Raw genomic sequence first — 20,226 nt, 5'->3', positions numbered from 1 at the left:
GGCCTGGTGGCTCCCGGACGCCCCGATGTTCCCGTGCCGGTTGACAATTCCGGTGCCCGGCCCACTTTCCCCGGCCGTCGCGAACGCACGAGATCCCGCCTTGCCCGGCTGACGGGCCGTGGTGCTCCGGCGTACTCGCCGATCCTGGAGCCCTTGTTGCGCACGGTGCGCGCCAACAACCCCAAAGAGGATTTCGACCTCATCCAGCGCGCCTTCGTGGTGGCCGAGCGCTGCCACCGGGGCCAGAAGCGCAAGAGTGGTGACCCATACATCACCCACCCGGTCGCGGTGGCCACCATCCTCGCCGAACTCGGCCTCAGTGGCACCACGCTGGCCGCGGCCCTGCTGCACGACACTGTCGAAGACACGTCCTATACCCTCGCCGACCTCAAGACCGAGTTCGGCCCGGAAGTGGCCATGCTGGTGGACGGCGTCACGAAGCTGGACAAGGTCAGCTTTGGTGAGGCGGCCCAGTCCGAGACTGTGCGCAAGATGGTCGTCGCCATGGCCAAGGACATCCGCGTCCTGATGATCAAACTCGCCGACCGGCTCCACAACGCCCGCACCTGGCGCTTTGTCTCGGCCGAGTCCTCGGCCCGCAAGGCGCGCGAAACGCTGGAGATCTTCGCGCCGCTGGCCCACCGGCTTGGCATGAACACCATCAAGTGGGAGCTGGAGGATCTGTCCTTCGCGGCCCTCTACCCGAAGGTGTACGAGGAAATCGTGCGCATGGTGGGGGACCGGACCCCCGAGCGCGAAAAGAACCTCGCGGTCATCCGCAACCAGATCACCGAGGACCTCCGGACCGCGAAGATCAAGGCCACGATCACCGGACGGCCAAAGCACTACTACTCGATCTACCAGAAGATGATCGTCCGCGACAAAGACTTCGACGACATCAACGACCTCATGGGCGTGCGCGTCCTCGTCGATTCAGTCCGGGACTGTTACGCGGCCCTGGGCGCGATGCACTCGCGCTGGAACCCCCTGCCCGGGCGGTTCAAGGACTACATCGCGATGCCCAAGTTCAACATGTACCAGTCGCTGCACACCACGGTGATCGGTCCCGGCGGCAAGCCGGTGGAGATCCAGATCCGCACCCACGAGATGCACCGCCGGGCCGAATACGGCGTCGCCGCACACTGGAAGTACAAGGACCAGCCGAACCGTACGGCCGCCGGCCCCGGCAGCCCGCGCGACGGCGACATGGGCTGGCTGCGGTCCCTCGTGGACTGGCAGCAGGAGACGTCGGACCCCGGCGAATTCCTCGACTCCCTGCGCTTTGAGATCAACGCCCGGGAAGTGTTCGTCTTCACCCCCAAGGGCGAGGTCATGGCCCTCCCCGCCGGGTCCACGCCCGTCGACTTCGCGTACGCGGTGCACACCGAGGTAGGCCACCGGACCATCGGCGCGCGCGTCAACGGCAAGCTCGTTCCGCTCAACAGCGAACTGAACCACGGCGACTGGGTCGAGATCTTCACGTCGAAGGCCGAAGGCGCCGGCCCCAGCCAGGACTGGCAGCACTTCGTCAAGAGTGCCCGGGCCCGAAACAAGATCAGGCAATGGTTCAGCAAGGAACGCCGCGAGGAAGCGATCGACCGCGGCAAGGACCTGCTGACCAAGGCGATGCGGAAGCAAAACCTCCCGCTGCAGCGGCTCATGACCCACGACGCCCTCGCGGCGATCGCGGAGGACTTCAAGTACGCCGACATCTCCGGGCTCTACGCCGGTGTGGGCGATGGCCACACCTCCGCGCAGTCCGTGATGGAACGCCTGGTGGAGAGCCTCGGCGGGAACGAGCACCCGGACGATGCCCTCACCGAGGTCTCCATCCCGACCCAGGTCAGCAAGGCCCGCTTCTCCGATTCTGGTGTTGTTGTCCGCGGCGTGGACGACGTCTGGGTTAAACTGGCCCGGTGCTGCACGCCGGTCCCGCCGGATCCGATCCTCGGCTTCGTCACGCGCGGCTCCGGGGTCTCTGTGCACCGGACCGACTGCACGAACGTGAGCGGCCTGATGGACCAGCCGGACAGGATCGTGGAGGTGGACTGGGCCCCCACACAGTCCAGCGTGTTCCTCGTGGAGATCCAGGTCGAGGCGCTGGACCGCAAATCACTGCTCTCCGACGTCACCCGGGTGCTCTCGGAAAACCACGTCAACATCCTGGCGGCGAGCGTCCACACGTCCACGGACCGGGTGGCCATCTCCAAGTTTGCCTTCGAGATGGGCGACCCCAAGTACCTCAGCCACGTGCTCAGCGCGGTCCGCAGGATCGACGGCGTCTTCGACGTGTACCGCACCACCGGAAACCGCCGCCGCAGCTGACCCGGCAGTTCACGGCTCGGCCCGACCCTTGAGAGGACGGGGTCAATCCGGCGCCGCCGGCTCTGCCACGAGGGCGGCGAGCTTCGCGAGGGCCGCCCGCTTGTGCGGGACGCGCGGACTCGCGTCAACGGCAAGCCTGAGCAGTCGCAGGCGCACGCCCAGTTCGGGACGAGCCAGCAGCGCCCTCAGGGCCGGCAGGGCCCGTTCCTCATCCACGTGCATCGCCACGTCCACGGCCGTGCGCAGCGGACTGGTCACCATCAGGCCTCCCATGCTCACGACGTCGAACGGCCCCAGCCGAACTTCGTGGAAGGTGCAGCCGCGCACGGACCGCAGGCTGGAAATCCGCCGGTTGGCGTCAACCAGCAGCGCCAGACGGTCCGGCTCCGTGGCACACCCATAGATCCATGCCGCGGTCATCCGGCCCGCCACGACCCGCTGCCGGATTGCCGGCGCCACCGCCAGGGACGCGGCACGCGCGCGAAGCTGCGGACTGGCATTGGCCCCGGGTGGCAGGTAGCCGCGCTGATACAGCTGCGTCAGCACGCCGTCGGCGGCCATGGCCTGCAGCTCGGGCCAGGAGAACAGAGCGCCGGGGGAGTAGAGTTCGCAGTCTCCCGGACCCGGCCCCCTCGGGTCCGGGGCGTGCCGGCCCGGAACCTGCGGGACGGCGGGAGCGCGGGGCATGGGTACCATTCCGCCATCGTTCCCGGTTCCCCGGACACAGAACAGGCCCCGTGCCGGTCATGTGGATAACCGAAACGGGGCCTGGACTGACCTGCTGGTGTACTTCGTACTGGGCTGCAGCGTGCCTAGGAGAGCTCGCTCGCTGAGCGCTCGAGTTGCTCCAGCCAGGCCTGGCGTGCCTCGAGGGCTTCCCGGGCGGCCTTGATCTTGCGTTCGTCGCCGGCCTTCTCCGCCTTGGCCAGGTCTTCCTTGAGACCGGCGATGGCGGCTTCGAGCTGGGTGAGGGCGCTGTTGGTGCGTGCCTTCGTCTCCGGGTTGGAGCGCTTCCAGTTTTCGTCCTCGGCGTGGCGGACAGCGTCCTCCACCTTCCGCAGACCGGCCTCGACGCGGCCCATGTCGGCGCGCGGCACCTTGCCGGCTTCTTCCCAGCGGTCCCGGATGGACTGCAGTGCCTTCTTGGCTGCCGCGAGATCCTTGATCGGCAGGAGCTCGTTGGCCTCCACCAGGAGCGCTTCCTTTACCACCAGGTTCGCACCGTATTCCTGGTCGATCTCGTCGTTGGCTGCCTGCCGGTTGGTGAAGAAGACGTCCTGGGCGGCGCGGAAGCGTGCCCACAGCGCGTCGTCGTCCTTGCGGCTGGCGCGGGGGGAGGCTTTCCACTCATCCATCAGGCGGCGGTACTCGCCGGCGGCAAAACCCCAGTCGGTCGAGGAGGACAGGGCCTCGGCTTCGGTGATCAGCTTCTCTTTTACGGCCTTGGCCGCCGAATTGTTGCTGTCCAGCTGGGAGAAGTAGGCGCGGCGGTGCCGGTCAAACACCGTGCGGGCGGCGCGGAACCGCTTCCACAGCGCGTCCTCGTTGCTGCGGCCGAGCCGGACGCCGCTCTTCTGTGCGGTCTTCCAGCTCTCGAAGAGTTCGTTCATCCGCGCACTGGAGGTCTTCCATTGGATCTGCGCGGGATCGTGGCCGGCGATTTCCTCGGCCTCGGCCACGATGGCCTCGCGGGCGGCAAGCTCAGCGGCGCGGACGGCGTCGTGTTCGGCTTTCTCGGCCTTTTCCAGCTCGCCGATCTGCGTCACCAGCGCGTCCAGCCGGGCCTCGGCGGAGCGGAAGTCGCCCACCATGTTCCGTTCGGCGAGCTGCTCGCGCAGGTGCGTGACGGTCTTCTGCATGTCCGCGGTGGGCGCCTTGGAGCTCACCCGCTGTTCAAGCAGGACGATCTGGGCCACGACGTCGTCGAACTTCCGGGCGAAGTAGCCCAGGGCCTCGTCGGCGCTGACCCCCGGGTACTGGCCTACGGGGTATTCCGTGCCGTCAACGGTCAGGAAGACGTGGCCGTCGCCTTCAACACGGCCCCAGCGGGCCGCTTCGGCCAGTGAGGCTGCGGAGGACACGGCCACCGGCGCGGGAGCCGGTGCGGCCGCTGACGGCTTGGCCTTCGGCCGGGCGGCAAACGCTGCCGGGCTCGGCGCGGGACGCGCGGCCGTGGGGCCCGGCGTCGGAGCGGATGCGGGAGTCGCTTCGGCTTCGTCAACAGCCTCGGCCGTCTCCGTCGTCTCCGCAGCCTCGACGGCTTCCGCCGACACAGTGGGTTCGGATGCCTCGGCGGGCTCCTCGCCTGCGGCGGCCGGGGCCGCGGGTTCCGCAGTCTCGCCGGCGGCGTTTACGGCAGCGCCTGCGCTCTCGGCTGGGGTTGCCTCGGCTTCGGTTTCGTTGGCAGCTGCTGTTGCCAATGTTTCGTCGGATTTCTGACTGTCTGTCACCGCTAGAAGTCTTTCGCTTGGAGGGAAATACCGGGACCACGGCCTTTAGGGCCGCGGCTGGTTACTTCAGTGAGAACGAGTCTATCGTGACTGGTTCCACAGGTGCGCCGTCGGTGGCGTTGTCGCCAGGCTTCAGTCCGGCGGCGGCAATACCGCCCACCACGTCGAGCCCCGAGGTCACCTTGCCCACCACCGTATAGCCGCCGGCGGCATCCGCTGGAATGACTGTGTCCTTGTACACAATGAAGAACTGGGTGCCGTTGCCGTTGGCGTTCCCGCCAGTCCGGGCCACGGCGATCGTTCCGGCGGGGTACTTGTTGTCCGGCGGGGTGTTTTCCAGCGGGCCCCAGGTGTAGCTCGGGTCGCTGCTGCCGTCGCCGGCCTTGGACCCGCACTGGAGTACGCCGAAGTTCTCGGCCGTGGTCAGCCGGTGGCAGCTGACGCCGTCGTAGAACTTCTGGTCGGCAAGGGATTTGAAGACCGCCGCGGCCTGGGGGGCCTTCGTGCCGTCGAACTCGACGCCGAGCGTGCCGCGGTTGAGCTTGAGCTCGCCCGTGAACGTCTTGCCCGCGGCGGTCTCCGGCTTGGGGATGTTCGCGCCATTCGTCGGGGCCGCGGTGGGTGTAGCGGATGCCGACGGGCTGTTCAGTCCCTCCTGCACGGCCGCGAACTCCTCTTCGGTCGGGTTGGAGGCGAAAACGGTCAGCTGCAGCACCAAGGCCAGGCCAATTGCCGCCGTGCCGGCGCTGATGGCGAAGACGTTGTCGCGCTTGCGGCGCTTGTCCTGGTCCCGGCGCAGGCCGCGCCTGGCCTCCATCTGCTGGACGCGCCGCTTCGCCTCGCGTGCGCTGCGTGAACTGGCCGCCAAAGGTCCTCCTGGTTGTATGGCCGCCACCATAACGGGCCGTAGGCGCCGTCGCGGTAGCAGCAGCAAGCTGCAGGCAGCCCCGCCGGGCCGGCTCCGTTGGAAGAAGCGGGCGCCGAACGCATAAACTGACTGCCGCACACAGTTTATGCACGACTGGCCGGTCTGCCGCTTATCTTCGTCACGTTTCGACAGTGAGAATGCCGCCTGACGCCCGCGCCCAGACATACTGCAGTAGCAACGAGATACCGCAGTGGTAACCAGAGGAGAAAATTTCACCATGGCACGCACAGCCTCCCTGTCAGGATTCCCCGAGTGGCTCCCCGAGGAGCGGCTGGTGGAACTCCATGTGCTGGACACGCTGCGCCGGACCTTCGAGCTCCATGGTTTCTCCTCCATCGAGACCCGCGCCGTGGAGACGGTGGGCCAGTTGCTGCGCAAGGGGGAAATCGATAAAGAGGTCTACGGGCTGAGCCGGCTCCAGGACGAGGACGCGGACACCGCTGCCAAGGTTGACCCGCACGCCCTTGCCCTGCACTTCGACCTCACCGTGCCGTTCGCCCGGTACGTCGTGGAAAACGCGGGCTACCTGGCGTTCCCGTTCCGCCGTTACCAGATCCAGAAGGTCTGGCGCGGCGAACGTCCCCAGGAGGGACGGGCCCGCGAGTTCACCCAGGCGGACATCGATGTTGTCGGCGACGGCGAACTTCCGTTCCGGTACGACGTCGAAATCGCCCTCGTGATTGCCGAGGCGCTCAACGCGCTGCCCATCCCCGACTTCCTGCTGCGGATCAACAACCGCAAGCTGGCCGAGGGCTTTTACACCGGGATCGGCCTCACGGACACCGCGGGCGTCCTGCGCAGTATCGACAAACTCGAGAAGGTCGGCCCGGCGAAGGTGGCCGAGTTGCTGAAGGAGGAACTCGGCGCCACTGACGATCAGGCGCAGGCTGCCCTGAAGCTCGCGGGCATCCGCACCACGGACACGTCCTTCGTGGAGCAGGTCCGGGCGTTGGGTGTTACCAACGAGCTGTTGGAGGAAGGCCTGAACGAGCTGGAGCAGGTCATTGCGGCCGCCGTCCAGCACGCGCCGGGACGGGTCGTAGCCGATCTCAGCATCGCCCGCGGCCTCGACTACTACACGGGCACCGTGGTGGAAACCGTCCTGGTGGGGCATGAGCAGCTGGGTTCGATCTGCTCCGGCGGCCGTTACGACGCCCTGGCGAGCAAGGGCAACCGGAAGTTCCCCGGCGTCGGCCTCTCGATCGGCGTGACCCGCCTGGTATCGCGGATCCTGAGCCAGGACCTGGCCAAAGCCACGCGCTCCGTGCCGACCGCCGTGCTGGTGACGCTCAACAACGACGACAGCTGGGCTGCCGCGCAGGATGTCGCGGCGCAGCTGCGCAGCCGGGGCATCGCCACGGAGGTCGCCGCTAAGGCCGAGAAGTTCGGCAAGCAGATCAAGTTCGCCGACCGTCGCGGCATTCCGTTTGTCTGGTTCACCGACAACGACGGCAAGCACCAGGTCAAGGACATCCGCACGGGCGAGCAGTATGACGCCGATCCGGACTCGTGGACGCCCTCCGAGGAGGACCTGCACGTGCGCGTCATCGCCGCGCGCTAGGCCTTCGGGGCAGGCCTGCTGTTGTCCCTCGTCCTGCGCACCAGCACGACGAGGAACCGCCCGGCCACCCCTGCCGCCAGCACCGCCGCCATGAACAGCACGGAGGCCGGCGGCAGGGTGACGGCCAGGATCAGGCAGCCGAGGAAGCCCAGCACATTGAGCCACCGCGGCGCATGCCAGGGGCGGCCGGACAGCGTGAAAGCCGCGGCGTTGGTCACGGCGTAATAGACCAGCACACCGAAACTGGAAAATCCGACCACGGTCATCACATCGGTGCTCAGCAGCAGGACGACGACGGCGGCCGCGACGGCCAGTTCCGCCGTGAACGGGACGCTGCGGGCGCGGCCCACCCTGGCCAGCGGGGCGGGCAGGTCCCGTTCCCGCGCCATCGCCAAAGTGGTCCTGCCGACCCCGGTGATCAGGGCCAGCAGAGCGCCCAGGCAGGCGGCCGCCGCGCCGGCCTGGACGAACGGGACTCCGCCGCTGAGGCGGGAGGCCTCCACCGCGTCCAGCAGCGGCGCCGTCGAACCCGCCAGCTGCTGCGGCGGCAGGTGCCACTGCAGCAGCGCGGCCAGGCCAAGGTAGATCACGAAGGCCCCGGCCAGTGCGGCCAGGATGGCCCGCGGAATGGTACGGGCGGGATCCTTGACCTCCTCACCCAGGGTCGCGATCCGCGCATAGCCGGCAAAGGCAAAGAACATCAGCCCCGCCGCGGGAAGGACGCCCCAGACGCCGGAGGGCGGCGCGGGGTAGGCCGGCGCCGCCGACACCGCGGGGGCGCCCGCCGGGTGCGGGCCGAGCAGGGAGGCCACGGCGACGAAGACGAGCGTGGCCAACACAACGGCCAGCAGGATCCTGGTCAGCAACGCGGTCCGCGTGATGCCGAGCAGATTAACTCCCGTGAGGGCGACGACGCCGGCGACCGCCAGCGGTGTGGCATAGGCCGGCGCCACGTAGTGCCCGAACGTCAGCGCCATCGCCGCGCAGGACGCCGTCTTGCCCGTGATGAAGCCCCAGCCCGCAATGAAGCCGGGCCACTGGCCGAGCTGCCGGCGCCCGTACACGTAGGTGCCGCCGCTGGCGGGGTACCTTGCCGCCAGCTGCGCCGACGCGACGGCATTGCAGTAGGCGATGACGCCGGCCACGGCCACGGCGAGTGTCAGCAGTGGCCCGGCCAGGGCGGCGGCGGGGGAGAACACGACGAACACGCCGGCGCCCAGCATCGACCCCAGGCCGATTGCCGTGGAATCGAACACGCCGAGCCGCCGCTGCAGCCGCTGGTGTGGCCGCTGCGGGCCGGGCCGGCCACCGGGCTGGGTTCCGTTGTGCCGGGTTGCCATGGCGGAAGGGGCCTTTCCAACGGGTAAACTCGAACGGGATCGTTCCCGTAGCGATCCTATTAGAACGTCATTGTTTTAATATCGCTTTTGATTTTCCCTCTGTCTTCTTCAGAAAGGCGTGCTGTGCTGCGCACACATGACCTCGGATCACTTCGCTCCGAGCACATTGGACAAACCGTAACCCTCGCCGGCTGGGTCGGCCGGCGTCGTGACCACGGTGGTGTCGCATTCGTTGACCTGCGCGACGCGTCCGGCGTCGCCCAGGTTGTGGTCCGCGAAGAAGAGGTCTTCCACGGACTGCGCAACGAGTATGTGCTGCAGATCGTCGGCACCGTCTCCCAGCGTCCCGAAGGCAACGAGAACCCGGCGCTTCCCACCGGCGAGATCGAGGTCATGGCCGAGAAGGTCACCATCCTCAACACCTCGGATCCGCTGCCGTTCCAGATCGACGAGCACGTAGAGGTGGGCGAGGAAGCACGCCTGAAGCACCGCTACCTGGATCTGCGCCGCCCCGGCCCCGCCCGCAACCTGCGCCTGCGCTCGGAAGCCAACCGCGTGGCCCGCGAACTGCTCCACCAGGACGGCTACGTGGAGATCGAAACCCCCACGCTGACCCGTTCGACGCCGGAAGGCGCCCGCGACTTCGTGGTCCCCGCACGCCTGACGCCGGGTTCCTGGTACGCGCTGCCGCAGTCCCCGCAGCTGTTCAAGCAGCTCCTTCAGGTGGGCGGCTTCGAAAAGTACTACCAGATCGCCCGCTGCTACCGCGATGAAGACTTCCGCGCGGACCGCCAGCCGGAATTCACGCAGCTGGACATCGAGGCCAGCTTCGTGGAACAGGACGACATCATCCGCCTGGGCGAGAACATCGTCCAGGCCCTGTGGAAGCTGATCGACGTCGAGATCCCGACGCCGATCCAGCGCATCACCTACCACGACGCCATGGCCCGCTACGGCTCGGACAAGCCGGACCTGCGCTTCGGCCAGGAGCTCACCGAGCTGACCGAATTCTTCAAGGACACCAACTTCGGCGTCTTCAAGGCGCCCTACGTCGGCGCCGTCGTCATGCCCGGCGGCGCCTCCCAGGCCCGCCGCGCCCTCGACGCCTGGCAGGAATGGGCCAAGCAGCGCGGCGCCAAGGGCCTGGCGTACGTGCTCTACAAGGAGGACGGCGAACTCGCCGGTCCCGTCGCCAAGAACCTCACCGAGACCGAGCGCGCTGGCCTCGCCGACGCCGTCGGCGCCAAGTCCGGTGACTGCATCTTCTTCGCAGCCGGCGAGAAGACCCCGTCCCGTGCGCTCCTCGGCGCTGCCCGCGTCGAGATCGGCCACCGCACCGGGCTCATCAACCCCGCTGACTGGGCCTTCTGCTGGGTCGTGGACGCGCCGATGTTCGAGCCCGCCGCCGCCGCGGTCGCCTCCGGCGACGTCGCCGTCGGCGCCGGCAAGTGGACCGCCGTGCACCATGCGTTCACCTCGCCCAAGCCCGAGTTCATGGACTCCTTCGACACGGATCCCGAGTCGGCGCTGTCCTACGCCTACGACATCGTCTGCAACGGCAACGAAATTGGCGGCGGCTCGATCCGTATCCACGAGCGCGACGTCCAGGAACGGGTCTTCGAGCTCATGGGCCTGGACAAGGCAGACGCGCAGACCAAGTTCGGCTTCCTGCTGGAGGGCTTCAAGTTCGGTGCCCCTCCGCACGGCGGCATCGCGTTCGGCTGGGACCGCGTGGTTGCCCTGCTGGCCGGCGTGGAGTCCATCCGCGACGTCATCGCGTTCCCGAAGTCCGGTGGCGGCTTCGACCCGCTGACCCAGGCTCCCGCTCCCATCACGGCGCAGCAGCGCAAGGAAGCCGGCGTCGACTTTAAGCCCGAGGCCAAGTAGGCCGCGGACGGCAAAACCAGGCTGGAAGCATCAGCCGTAGCGGCAGGGGCTCCCCGGGCAACCGGAGGCCCCTGCCGCTGTCATGATCGGCCGCAACTGTTCCGGACGGAGAACCTCGATGGACCTGACCCCGATGCCCGAAGCGGGCCCGGAACCGGACCCGGAAGTGGGCCCCGAACCGGACCCGGAAGTGGGCACCGAATCGGACCTCCTGGCCATTCCGGGGCTGGAAGGGCTGATGGATGCCGCATGGCCGGCTGCCGAACGGGAGGAATCGGGCGGCTGGGTGCTGCGGGCGGCCTCCGGCGTGACGCAACGGGCAAACTCGGTCTGGGCGCGGCTTCCCGGCGATGATGACCCGCACCGGCTGCTGGCCGCGCTCCGGGAGGCCCGGCTTTGGTACCGGAACCGCCGGCTTCCGCTGATTTTCCAGGTCTTCGATGGCCCGCCCCATGCGGCGCTGCACGCAATGCTCGATGACGAAGGGTTCACCCGGCAGTCCGAAACCCTGGTCCTGGTCCGCGGCCCTTGGGCGGAGTCCGGACCCGGCCCGGATTCCGGCGGCCCCGGACCTGCCGTGGAAATCTCCGCCGAGCCGTCGGCGGAATGGCTGGAGCTGTGGTGGAGCGTCGACGGCCGCGGGGGAGCGGACGAGTTCGCCGTGGCCCGCCGCATCCTGGCCGGGTGCCCGGCCCTGTACGCCCTCGTCCGGGACGACGGCGGGTCGCCGGCCGCCGTCGCACGCCTCGCCTTGCCCAACACCGGCCCGTCCGGGCCCGGGTGGGGCGGGCTGTACTGCATGGCAACGCGGCCGGATGCACGGCGTCGGGGCCACGGCGGCCGGGTGGTCCAGGCGCTGCTGCGCGAGGGCGGGGCCCGCGGCCTGGCGGGGTACTGGCTGCTGGTCATGGCCTCCAACGCCGGTGCCCGTGAGCTGTACGCCCGCGCCGGCTTCCGCGAAGCCGGCCGCTACCTCTACCGTCAGGACAGGCCCAAGCGGCACCTGACCGGCTGCTAGCCGGGCCGTCCGGCAGGCGTCAGGTTCCCTTGCCGGCGTGCCCATTTCCGAGCCCGCCCGTCCCAAGGCTGTGCGCCCCGGGGCCGCGGGCCGGCTGCCGACGGAGGCGTCCACGGGCCCGGGCGATCCCCCCGCCGTTGGACGCCGTCCGGCCGGCGCCGGGGGTGCGCGCGGGTTTAGCCGAGTACACGATCCTCGAGTGGTACAAATACCGCACCACGAACGCTGCCAGGAGCGTCGCGGCCTGCGCCAGGACGGCGTCGATGGCCAGGACGTTCACGGCCAGCATCAGGACGGGAAGCCGGGCCAGGGCCTCCAGATTGTTGAAACAGAACGATTGCGCAAACCGGGTCCGCAAGCCGTTGGCCTTGTGCGGCAGGGTGCCGAAGACAATGTGTTCCTGCATCAGGAAGTTCGAGACAATCGTCAGCTCCGCGGCCACGATGGCGGCCGCGACGAAGTATGTTCCGGAGGAGAGCAGGAATGCCATGATCGCAAGGTTCAGCACGGTCCCGGCAGCGCCCACGGCGGCGAACAGCGCGGCCGTTCCCGCACGCAGCTCGCCGAGCTGCCGGAGGAAGCGCAGCCCCTGGCCCACGCCCGCCTTGGACCTGCCTGCGGTCCGCAGTCCGAGGGTAAACGGAACTTCGGACACTGTGAGTTGGTGCCGGGCCAGGATTTCCAGCAGGATCTTGAACCCGCTGGGCCGCAGCGCGCTGCACTCAATGGCGGAGCGCCGCACTCCGAAGAACCCCGTCATGGGATCAGAACAGCCCCGCAGCCGCAGGGGAAACAGTGCCAGCGTGATGCGCGTGGCCCCGGCCGAGAGGACACGGCGGGACCAGGTCGCCACGCCGCCGCTGCTGCCGCCAGTGCCGGGGACGCGGCCGCTGCAGCCGGCACCGTAGCGCGAGGCGACCACGACGTCGGCGTCGTTGTCTTCGAGCTCCGCGAGCAGGGCGGGGATGAGCTCCGGCGGATGCTGGAGATCGCCGCTCATCACCATGCAGAACTCGGCGCCGCTGGACCGCACGCCATCCACTACGGCGCCGCTCAGGCCGCCGGCGGGCGCCTCCCGGTGGATCACCCTGATGCGCATTGGCTCCGTCGCGGCGGCGGCCGCAATGACGTCCCGGGTGTTGTCCGTGGAGTCGTCAACGAACACGAGTTCCGCGTCGATTTCACGGCAGGCCTCGGCAGCCCGGCCGATCAGTTGTTGGACGTTCGGCGCCTCATTGCGCGTGGGGACGATGACTGAAAGTTTCATGACTGCCGTCCTGTTCGTCTGCGTCCTAGGTGGACGGGGGATTGATGACGCGGTGCACGCTCCATTCGCCGAAGGTCTGGACTTCCTCCGAGTTCTGCAGGGCCGTCTTCACCCGGCTCAGGCCCAGGGAGTCGATGTTGGCCGTGACGGACGGGCCGACGATGATCCAGCGGATTTCCCGCCACCCGCCGGGCCGTTCGATGTCGTATTGCTTGTCGAGGTCCGGTTTCTCCGTGGCGATCATGGTCCAGGCGTTGTTCCAGCCGCTTGAATTAAGGTCGTGCCACATGGAGTAGGGGGCGAGGACGACGTCGCTCCGTGAGACGTTGTCCTGGACCCAGGTCATGGCGCTGCGCCAGTTGGAATTGGTCTGGGCGGTAAGGAGCGTTCTGTCCTGTTCAAACCACTGCGGCACCGACATCAGGAGCAAAGATGCCGACAGCACGGCAACGAACGCCGCCTGCAGCGGCCGGGTCAGGCCCGGCGCGCGGCGGGCGAGCCCTTCCGCCCCGCTCCAGGCGATGTCCACGGCCGAGCCGCACGCCAACGCCAGGAACGGGATTACGCCGATGATGTACATCGCGGGGAGGTAGCCCTGGCCGAGCACAATCGGCGTGGCGAAGGAGGCAATGGCGACGAAGAGAATCCGGGACCGCGGGCGCAGCAGGCAGACGACGGCGGCCACCAGTCCGGCCGCGATCAGGTACTTGTCAAAGTAGAGCCAGCCTGCGAGTAACTCCGCGCGGCTGGAGCCGGCCTCGAAGATGGTGCCCGAGCCGGAACGGTTCAGCAGCTGGTAGGCGAGGGCATCCTGGAGCGAGACGTGACCGGGTCCGGAGAGGAGCTCGTTGCGCAGCAGTGCCGACAGCGGGTAGAAGGCCAGCAGCAGTCCGCCGGCGGTGAGGAAGCCAACCACCGAAAATAGCCGGTTGCTCCATTTAGGCCGGTACATCAGGGCCAGCAGCAGGGCGGGGCCGAAGATGGACAGGGTTTCCTTCGAGAGCACGGCGATCGCGAAACAGATCCCGGCTCCCACGTGGTGCCACAGCGCGTCCCGCGAAGACAGGGCCAGATAGAAGGCCAGCAGGAGCCAGGGCACACCGATGTTGTCGAGGTAGATCTGCCGTCCGAGCACCAGGGAGAGCGGGGACAGGATGAAGAGCACCGTTGTCAGGGCCGCGAAGGGAATGCGCATGCCCAGCCGCCGGGCCACCATGTAGAGCAGCAGCGCACTGGCCACGAAGTACACCGAAATTACGTACCGGGTGGCACCGATGGAGGTGCCGTCGCCGAGCCCGAGCAGGTTCGGCAGCCAGTTCAGTGAGGCTATCTGGATCCATCCCAGCGGCGGATGGTCGTACCAGTAGGTGTAGGGGGCCAGGGTTCCCGAGTGCACGGCGAAGGCCTGGGAGGTGTAGGTGCCTTCGTCGTCCTGGTAGCTGGGCGCTCCGTCGAGATTCCACAGGCTGAGGACGGCCGCGGCGACGGCCAGCGCAGCGAGGGCAACCTTGTCCCACAACGGGAGGAACCTGAGGTTGAACGTGGGGCCGTGCGCTGTGCCGCGGTGTTTGGGCGCGCGTTCGGCCTTTGCACCCGGGGTGCCGGCCGCCGCTGGTGGAGCGGGTTTTAGTTCCGTGGTTGCCATGACTGCCTCCTGAGGGGACGTTGCAATGTCAATGGGGTGCTATTGCCGTGCCGGTGCGGCAGTGCTGGGGACGAGGTAGGACAGATGGGATCCGGAATGGTCGGTCTTTTCCCAGGCAAAATCGCGGCGCCCGAACTTGAACAAAGCCCGCAGAGCCGCGAAGGCCAGGACCATCTGGTAGAGGGGAGTGCCGGCAACGAGGCGGAAGTAGTCGTACCAGCTGATGGCGAACTTATGGTCGCGGCCGAACTCGTGGAGCATGCAGACATCGAAGGCGACCGTCACCAGCGTGGGTACCAGCGGCAGGAAGGTGATCAACGTGACCACCAGCGGGAAATTGCCCCAGATAGCCGCCGCGATGGCGATGGGAATGCAGACGCCGGCCAGTGCCATGAAATGCTGCTGCATCAGGGTCCACCAGGCGATGGTCCGCATCCGCCGGGACGGCAGGGCCTTCCAGTCGCCCTTGGCGAAGACCTGCATGAATCCGAGGGACCAGCGGGTGCGCTGCCGGATGAGCCCGGACAGGCTGTCGGGCGTCTCCTCGCGCGTGACCAATTGCGGCGAATAGGCCACCACGATCTTCCGGCGCAGCGTCGACAGGCGCACACCGAGATCACAATCCTCGGCGAGGCAGGAGCCGTCCCAGCCGCCCACCGCCGTCAGCAGTTCTCGTTTGATGAACACGGTGTTGCCGCCGAGGGGAATGAATCCCTGCCGGGAATGGGCGTGCAGCCTGGACCGGAACCACGTGAAGTATTCAAGGCAGTTCCGCAGCGAATACCACGTGTCCTTGTAGTTGATCAGCTGCACGGCACCCTGGACGACGTCGGCGTTCTTGGTGGTGAAGACACTGTCGATATGGGCCAGGAGTTCTTCGGCCGCGATCGACTCGGCGTCGAAAACCCCGACCACGCTGTAGCGGCACATTGACAGCGCTTGGTTCAGCTGCCGCGGCTTGTTCTTCCGCTCGCTGACGTCGACACTGACCCGGACGAACTCCGGGAACTCCCGGGCGAGCCGGTGTGCGACCTCCACCGTCTCGGTGTCGTCATGTCCGACCGAGATGATGATCTCCTTGCGCGAATGGGTCTGTGCCAGGAGCGCGGCCAAGGTGGCGCGCATGACCTCTTCGCGTTCGTTCCGGCACGGCATGATCAGCGAAAACGAATGTCCCTCCGTCCCCTGAAGGCCGGAGTAGGAGGTCCGCACCTGCGTCTTGGGGTCCCACCATGCGTACGTGTTCAGGTAAAGGGTGGACACTGCGATGGCAAAGAGTGCCAGGGCGATGATGACGACGAGGGCGCTGGCCAGGAAGGTAGCGGACATGACGGAGCTCCAATGGGGTAGGTGGAAGCAGGGGATCTCGGAAACGGGCGGGATCGTCAGTCGGGTGGACAGTCAGCAGGACCGCAGGCGGGCCCGGGAAGGGACGCGGCGGCTAGTCGGCCGCACCGCAGGCGACGCCGTCATGGTTGGCGTCGAGTTTTTGCGGATCGACGTGCGCTTTGCGCACGGCGAGTCCGCCCTTGAAGTACGTACGGACCTCGGTACAGGTCCATGTATGCGGCATGGACCCGGGGTCGAGGCCAGCGTCCTTCATTTCCTTCAGGTGCCGGCTCATGCTCGGCGGAATGGCAGGAAGGCACTGTCCGTCGGAGCCGTACTGGGGCAGACAACCGCCCAGGGACAGGCTCTTGCCGGACAGCACCGCTGCCGGGTCAACGGGGCCCCGCTGCTTGAGGCCCATGGAATTGCCGCCCTCCGGCAAGGAGGCGGCCGCACCGGCTTCCGTCCGTGCCGCCTCAGCCAGGGAGACTTCGGGTGCGTCGCCTGCTGACGTGGACGCCTGGGGCGCCACGGAAACCGGGGGAATGGGCCCCAGTTTCACTGCGTTGCCGGAACCGGTGGCGTCCTGGGTGGGGTCCGTGGCCGCGTCCGTGGTGGCGGACGGCCCCGGCCGGGCGCCGGTGGGCGCTTCGGCCGGCGTGGCGGCCGGTGGAATTTGGCTCGCGCGCGGACCGGCGTTGACCGCACCGACCGTGGCGACGGCGGACATCCCGCCCCACACCATGGCTGCCGCGGCTGCCAGGCCCGCCGTCGTCAGGGCGACGACGACGCGTGCCCCGCGTGCACCACCCGCTGCAGTTTCCGTGCCGCGCCTCATGAAACCCACACCCAACGGGCAACACTGGGGATTCCGTCAGCGGACAACACTGTGAGCATGTACGGCCCGGGCGGCAGGAGGTTCGGATTGCTGGGGATTTGCACGGTGCGGTCCGCGCCCGTGCCCGCCAGCGGCAGGTCGACGACGCGCGCGTTGGTGTCGGTCTGGTGGGTCTGGGACATCGGCGGGATGAGGGAGGCGGTGGCGACATCGCCGGTCACAGCGATCTGCACATTCTGCCCGTGGCCCACCTGGCCGGGAGCCGATGTGATGGCCGGCCGGGGTCCCTTGAACAGGTACGGCGGACTGTAGACCGAGATCCTGGCTTCGAAGGAATTATCCAGCGGGTTGGAGCCCATGACCGCCACCCGGCCGTCCGGCAGGAGAATCGACGTCGAGTGGTAATTGCGGCCAACCGGGTCTGCCACCACAGTCTTCCAGGAGTTGGTCGACGGAGTGTAGATGGCAGCCGTCTGGATGTTTCCAGAACGGTTCAACTGCCCGCCATTAGCCGCAAGCACGGAGCGGTCGGGAAGGTTCAGGACGTTGACGTACATCTTGCCGGGTCCGGGAAGGTCTGGGCCGGGCACGTAGTGCGGGCTCGGCTGTTTGAGGTCGATGATGTCGACCAGGTTGATGCCGGGGGTGTTGCCGTCGGCGTTGCCGCCGCCAACGATCATGAGCTTCTGGTCCTGGACCGGACCGATGAAAACGGAGCCGGCCTGGTCCCTGAGATCCTTTTGCCGCAGCCCGGGGACATCCCAGATCTGCGCGGTTGCCCAGTCGTAGATCGACGAGCCCGTCCCCGGCAGCCCGTTGCCGAAGGTGTGGCCCCCGGAGTAGAACATCCTGCCGTTTTCAAGAAGGAACATGTGCGGGTAGGTGCCCCAGAAGCTCCAGGTCTGCGGCACCTGGTTCTGCGGCAGCCACCTCATGGCCGAGGTGTTGAACATCTCTGTCAGGACCGTGCCCTGGGCCTTTTCATCGAGGCCGCCGGCGGACCAGATGTCACCGTTGCCCAGTTTCGTCAGTGACGGGTACCAGTGGGCCCCGGCCATGTCCGAGAGCTGATGGAAGGCGTCGTCCGCGGGGTCGAAGTAGTAGCTCTTCTTGGATCCCTGGAAGGTGGTGGGCCCCACATTGGCGGTGGGGAACGCCTGGGTGCCGCCGGCGAGGAGTACTTTCCCGTCGGGCAGGGTCACGTGTCCGGCACAAAACATGTCGTAGGGCACCGGGATGTTCTTGAAGACATTGGTGCTGGGTGACCAGACCACGGCCCGGAATGACCCTGCATTGAAGTTCGTCTCGTCGTTGCCCGAACCGGCGATCAGCAGCAGGCGTCCGTCGTGGAGCAGCGTTGAATGCAGCGCCCGCACGGGCATTTGCGATGACAGGATTTCCCAGGAGCCGACGGCGTCCGGCCCGCCCACCGGAGGTGGTCCCGCTGCGTCGTATTTGGCCAGCGAGTAGTTGGTGGTCGACAAGGTGCCGTTGCCGGCGATGGAAACACCCAGGGCAATACGGTCGACGCCGTTGGGGATCGCCGGTGTTCGCGCCTGGCCTGTCGTCCAGCCGGGGACGGGCGGCAATTCCTTCAGGTCGGTCCAGTACTGCCAGCCGTTGACTGTATGGCTGAAGACGGTCAGGCCGGACGGGCCGGCCGCGGTGGACTTGTAATCGACCTTGAAGTCGTATTGTTCCCCTGGTGTGACGGCGGGTGCGCAGCCCGGCGCGTCCGCTTGGATGAGTTTTGCGTCTCCGGACTGATATGCGCTGGCACTTATTGCGAAGGATCGCGTTCCGGCGGGTGAATTTGCCGGGACGTCATTTGAGAGTGAAGTCGCTATTTGTCGGTTTCCCCAACCGGCCAGCATAAAGCACGCTGGTGTGGGAGTTCCGTCCGCGAGGTTTCCGTTAATTATCAATTCGGTGGTGTTTTGCGTCGGCGCAGGAATTTCCGTCAGGGAATAGTCATCGGTCGCCAGTGTCCCGTCAATTGCGAGCGACAGCCCGAAGCTTAGGAAATCCGTTCCGTCGGGGATCGTGGGGGTGGGGGCAGTGGCGAGGGTCCAGTCCGCTGCCGGTGCCTGCTGCTGGATATCGCCCCAGTAGCTCCAGCCCTGGGCTGAATGGCGGAACAGGGTGAGCGACACGGGCGCCGTGGACTTGTACCAGACTTGAATGGTGTAGCCGCGGCCGGGGACCACAGTAGGTGCACATTGGGTACTCTCCTCCTGGACGAGCTTGCGGTCGCCCGCCGTATGGCCCTGGAGAGTGACTGATGCAGCCCTGCCGCCGAGCCGTCCCTGGACGAAACTCCAGTCGCCTTCGGTTCCCCAGCCGGCCCGCTTGTAGCATGTGGCGTCCACGGCACCTTCCTCCAGAGACGGGTTCCTCACGAGATTGACGGGGTCGGCTGCCAGAGCGGCGGCGCCCACGATAAAGTTCAGGGGAATAAGGAACGCCAGGATGAGCGCTATGAGGCGCCGGGGGCGTTGTAGGTTATTCACGGCCCGCCGCATCCAGTGCGTTGCGTATTCTGCCGTTGTAGATCCTGTTTTCGGTGGGCGTTGATTCCGTATTTGTCATTCTGGGAATCGGATGGTCAATGTTGCACATTGAATTCCCCACTAGCGTGTGATTTCAGTGACAAAGGGATGTGTTTGAGTCTATGGGCGGCAAAATGCAGGGGGAACGAGTAAAAATTACTCGACTTCGCACCGCGCCGGAATGCGGGGTGTACTCAGGTGGTGGACGGGGACCCCGCCGAACTACTTGGTCACTGGGTGGAAGCCAAGGTCAGCGCCCCTCCGGTGCTCCCGCGCCCGGCCGGAGCTGCCGGGCAGAGAAACTGCGGGGACGCTGCAAGAGACACAAAATGAGCCGAATCCGGGGCCGGCGCCTACCCGGCGGGAGCCTGTACGGCAGGAACTACTGCGGGTCTGTCACCAGGATCCGCACGGAGCACAGCTCCGCGGCGGCCTTCTTCAGTACCGCCGCGCGTGGATCCGGGACGTCCAGAAACGCGAGCCGCGTCAGGCCGGCGTAGCGCCGGAGCACGGGCTCGGCGAGCACTTGGTCCGCCAGGGTCCGGTCGCCGCCGGGCGCGAGGTATTCGACCCGGTGCTCAGCGAAGATCCGTCCGGCGTGCTCGGCGACAGCCTCCACGAGGGCATCGGCCTGGTTGGCGCGCCGCCGGGCAAAACGTTGCTGGGACCAGCCACCTGCAGCCGTCCGCGACTGGACGTGGCGCGTGCCTGTCTTGGACGTCAGTACGGCGCCGGCGCTGACCACAGCCACCGAATATCCGCCGCGGCGGACCAGGACGGTGCCGATGCTCCGGGGCTGCCCGGCCAGGGAGGCCAGCCGGGAGATGGCGTCGTGGCCGCTGCCGGGCCGGCCGTCCACGGGCCAGGGCGCCCGGAGGACGGCCACGGCGCCGTCGGCGGCGCGCAGCTGCAGGCCGGCGTCGAGCTCCTCCTCCGCCAGTGCCCCGTGGCTCGCGGCGAAGCGATCCACCCAGCCCGGCAGCCGGTCGCCGGAGACGAAAGCCACACGGGTCTCGGGGCTGGACATGGCAGGTACTCCGTTGCGGGGGATAAGGGTGAGGGGCGGCAGGAACTAGAAGTAGCCTATCT

The 20,226-nt window shown here is 67.4% G+C and carries 14 protein-coding genes; 4 read left to right on the top strand and 10 right to left on the bottom strand.

The window, feature by feature from the left end; translation table 11 throughout:
• Positions 1–6 precede the first annotated feature (6 nt).
• Positions 7–2,325 carry a RelA/SpoT family protein gene (locus C566_RS0104635; RefSeq protein WP_026266386.1) on the top strand — a complete coding sequence of 773 codons (2,319 nt, stop codon included), beginning with the start codon at positions 7–9 and terminating at the stop codon, positions 2,323–2,325.
• A 42-nt stretch (positions 2,326–2,367) separates the two neighbouring features.
• Here C566_RS0104635 and C566_RS0104630 read toward each other — a convergent pair whose 3' ends face one another.
• The 3 genes from C566_RS0104630 to C566_RS0104620 all read right to left on the bottom strand — a co-directional run bounded on the left by C566_RS0104630 (position 2,368) and on the right by C566_RS0104620 (position 5,643).
• Positions 2,368–3,012 carry a type IV toxin-antitoxin system AbiEi family antitoxin gene (locus tag C566_RS0104630; RefSeq protein WP_018773171.1) on the bottom strand — a complete coding sequence of 215 codons (645 nt, stop codon included), beginning with the start codon at positions 3,010–3,012 and terminating at the stop codon, positions 2,368–2,370.
• Between the two features lie 125 nt (positions 3,013–3,137).
• Positions 3,138–4,775 (bottom strand): DUF349 domain-containing protein, encoded by a 1,638-nt coding sequence (locus C566_RS0104625; RefSeq protein ID WP_026266385.1) that lies wholly within the window; start codon positions 4,773–4,775, stop codon positions 3,138–3,140.
• A gap of 61 nt (positions 4,776–4,836) precedes the next feature.
• Entirely contained in the window at positions 4,837–5,643 is an 807-nt protein-coding gene (locus tag C566_RS0104620) for a peptidylprolyl isomerase (RefSeq protein WP_018773169.1), read from the bottom strand.
• A 277-nt stretch (positions 5,644–5,920) separates the two neighbouring features.
• On the opposite strand from C566_RS0104620, the gene hisS reads away from it, so the two are divergent.
• Positions 5,921–7,264, top strand: coding sequence for a histidine--tRNA ligase (hisS, locus tag C566_RS0104615; RefSeq protein WP_018773168.1), 1,344 nt, complete (start codon positions 5,921–5,923; stop codon positions 7,262–7,264).
• On the opposite strand, the gene C566_RS0104610 is transcribed toward hisS, so the two are convergent.
• Positions 7,261–8,604 carry an APC family permease gene (locus C566_RS0104610; RefSeq protein ID WP_018773167.1) on the bottom strand — a complete coding sequence of 448 codons (1,344 nt, stop codon included), beginning with the start codon at positions 8,602–8,604 and terminating at the stop codon, positions 7,261–7,263. The two genes, hisS and C566_RS0104610, sit on opposite strands and share 4 nt — an antisense overlap.
• A gap of 123 nt (positions 8,605–8,727) precedes the next feature.
• Between C566_RS0104610 and aspS the strand changes: the two genes are divergently transcribed.
• Both aspS and C566_RS0104600 read left to right on the top strand, forming a co-directional pair.
• Positions 8,728–10,491 carry an aspartate--tRNA ligase gene (gene aspS / locus C566_RS0104605; RefSeq protein ID WP_018773166.1) on the top strand — a complete coding sequence of 588 codons (1,764 nt, stop codon included), beginning with the start codon at positions 8,728–8,730 and terminating at the stop codon, positions 10,489–10,491.
• A 118-nt stretch (positions 10,492–10,609) separates the two neighbouring features.
• Complete coding sequence (locus C566_RS0104600; RefSeq protein ID WP_018773165.1) at positions 10,610–11,509, top strand: GNAT family N-acetyltransferase; 900 nt, start codon at positions 10,610–10,612, stop codon at positions 11,507–11,509.
• Between the two features lie 19 nt (positions 11,510–11,528).
• On the opposite strand, the gene C566_RS20755 is transcribed toward C566_RS0104600, so the two are convergent.
• The 6 genes from C566_RS20755 to C566_RS0104570 form a co-directional block, all read right to left on the bottom strand.
• Entirely contained in the window at positions 11,529–12,776 is a 1,248-nt protein-coding gene (locus C566_RS20755) for a glycosyltransferase (RefSeq protein ID WP_018773164.1), read from the bottom strand.
• 25 nt (positions 12,777–12,801) lie between these two features.
• Positions 12,802–14,421, bottom strand: a complete 1,620-nt coding sequence (locus C566_RS0104590) for an ArnT family glycosyltransferase (protein WP_018773163.1) — start codon at positions 14,419–14,421, stop codon at positions 12,802–12,804.
• Between the two features lie 39 nt (positions 14,422–14,460).
• A complete protein-coding gene (locus tag C566_RS0104585) occupies positions 14,461–15,750 on the bottom strand; it encodes a glycosyltransferase (protein ID WP_018773162.1) in 1,290 nt (429 codons plus the stop codon).
• Between the two features lie 112 nt (positions 15,751–15,862).
• Complete coding sequence (locus tag C566_RS0104580) at positions 15,863–16,588, bottom strand: excalibur calcium-binding domain-containing protein (RefSeq protein ID WP_026266383.1); 726 nt, start codon at positions 16,586–16,588, stop codon at positions 15,863–15,865.
• Complete coding sequence (locus tag C566_RS20750) at positions 16,585–19,098, bottom strand: galactose oxidase early set domain-containing protein (RefSeq protein ID WP_231386246.1); 2,514 nt, start codon at positions 19,096–19,098, stop codon at positions 16,585–16,587. Before C566_RS20750 ends, C566_RS0104580 begins: the two co-directional genes overlap by 4 nt.
• 421 nt (positions 19,099–19,519) lie before the next feature.
• Entirely contained in the window at positions 19,520–20,164 is a 645-nt protein-coding gene (locus tag C566_RS0104570) for an acVLRF1 family peptidyl-tRNA hydrolase (protein WP_018773160.1), read from the bottom strand.
• Between the last annotated feature and the right edge of the window lie 62 nt (positions 20,165–20,226).

It is taken from the genome of Arthrobacter sp. 131MFCol6.1 (assembly GCF_000374925.1).
Classification (GTDB): domain Bacteria; phylum Actinomycetota; class Actinomycetes; order Actinomycetales; family Micrococcaceae; genus Arthrobacter.
The sequence above is the reverse complement of the archived record's forward strand: the minus strand, read 5'-3'. Positions and strand labels throughout refer to the sequence as shown.

Coding starts and splice junctions, on each gene's coding strand:
- C566_RS0104630 (WP_018773171.1), bottom strand. CDS start 3,012: ATGCCCCGCGCTCCCGCCGTCCCGCAGGTTCCGGGCCGGCACGCCCCG.
- hisS (WP_018773168.1), top strand. CDS start 5,921: ATGGCACGCACAGCCTCCCTGTCAGGATTCCCCGAGTGGCTCCCCGAG.
- C566_RS0104610 (WP_018773167.1), bottom strand. CDS start 8,604: ATGGCAACCCGGCACAACGGAACCCAGCCCGGTGGCCGGCCCGGCCCG.
- C566_RS0104600 (WP_018773165.1), top strand. CDS start 10,610: ATGGACCTGACCCCGATGCCCGAAGCGGGCCCGGAACCGGACCCGGAA.
- C566_RS20755 (WP_018773164.1), bottom strand. CDS start 12,776: ATGAAACTTTCAGTCATCGTCCCCACGCGCAATGAGGCGCCGAACGTC.
- C566_RS0104590 (WP_018773163.1), bottom strand. CDS start 14,421: ATGGCAACCACGGAACTAAAACCCGCTCCACCAGCGGCGGCCGGCACC.
- C566_RS0104585 (WP_018773162.1), bottom strand. CDS start 15,750: ATGTCCGCTACCTTCCTGGCCAGCGCCCTCGTCGTCATCATCGCCCTG.
- C566_RS0104580 (WP_026266383.1), bottom strand. CDS start 16,588: ATGAGGCGCGGCACGGAAACTGCAGCGGGTGGTGCACGCGGGGCACGC.
- C566_RS0104570 (WP_018773160.1), bottom strand. CDS start 20,164: ATGTCCAGCCCCGAGACCCGTGTGGCTTTCGTCTCCGGCGACCGGCTG.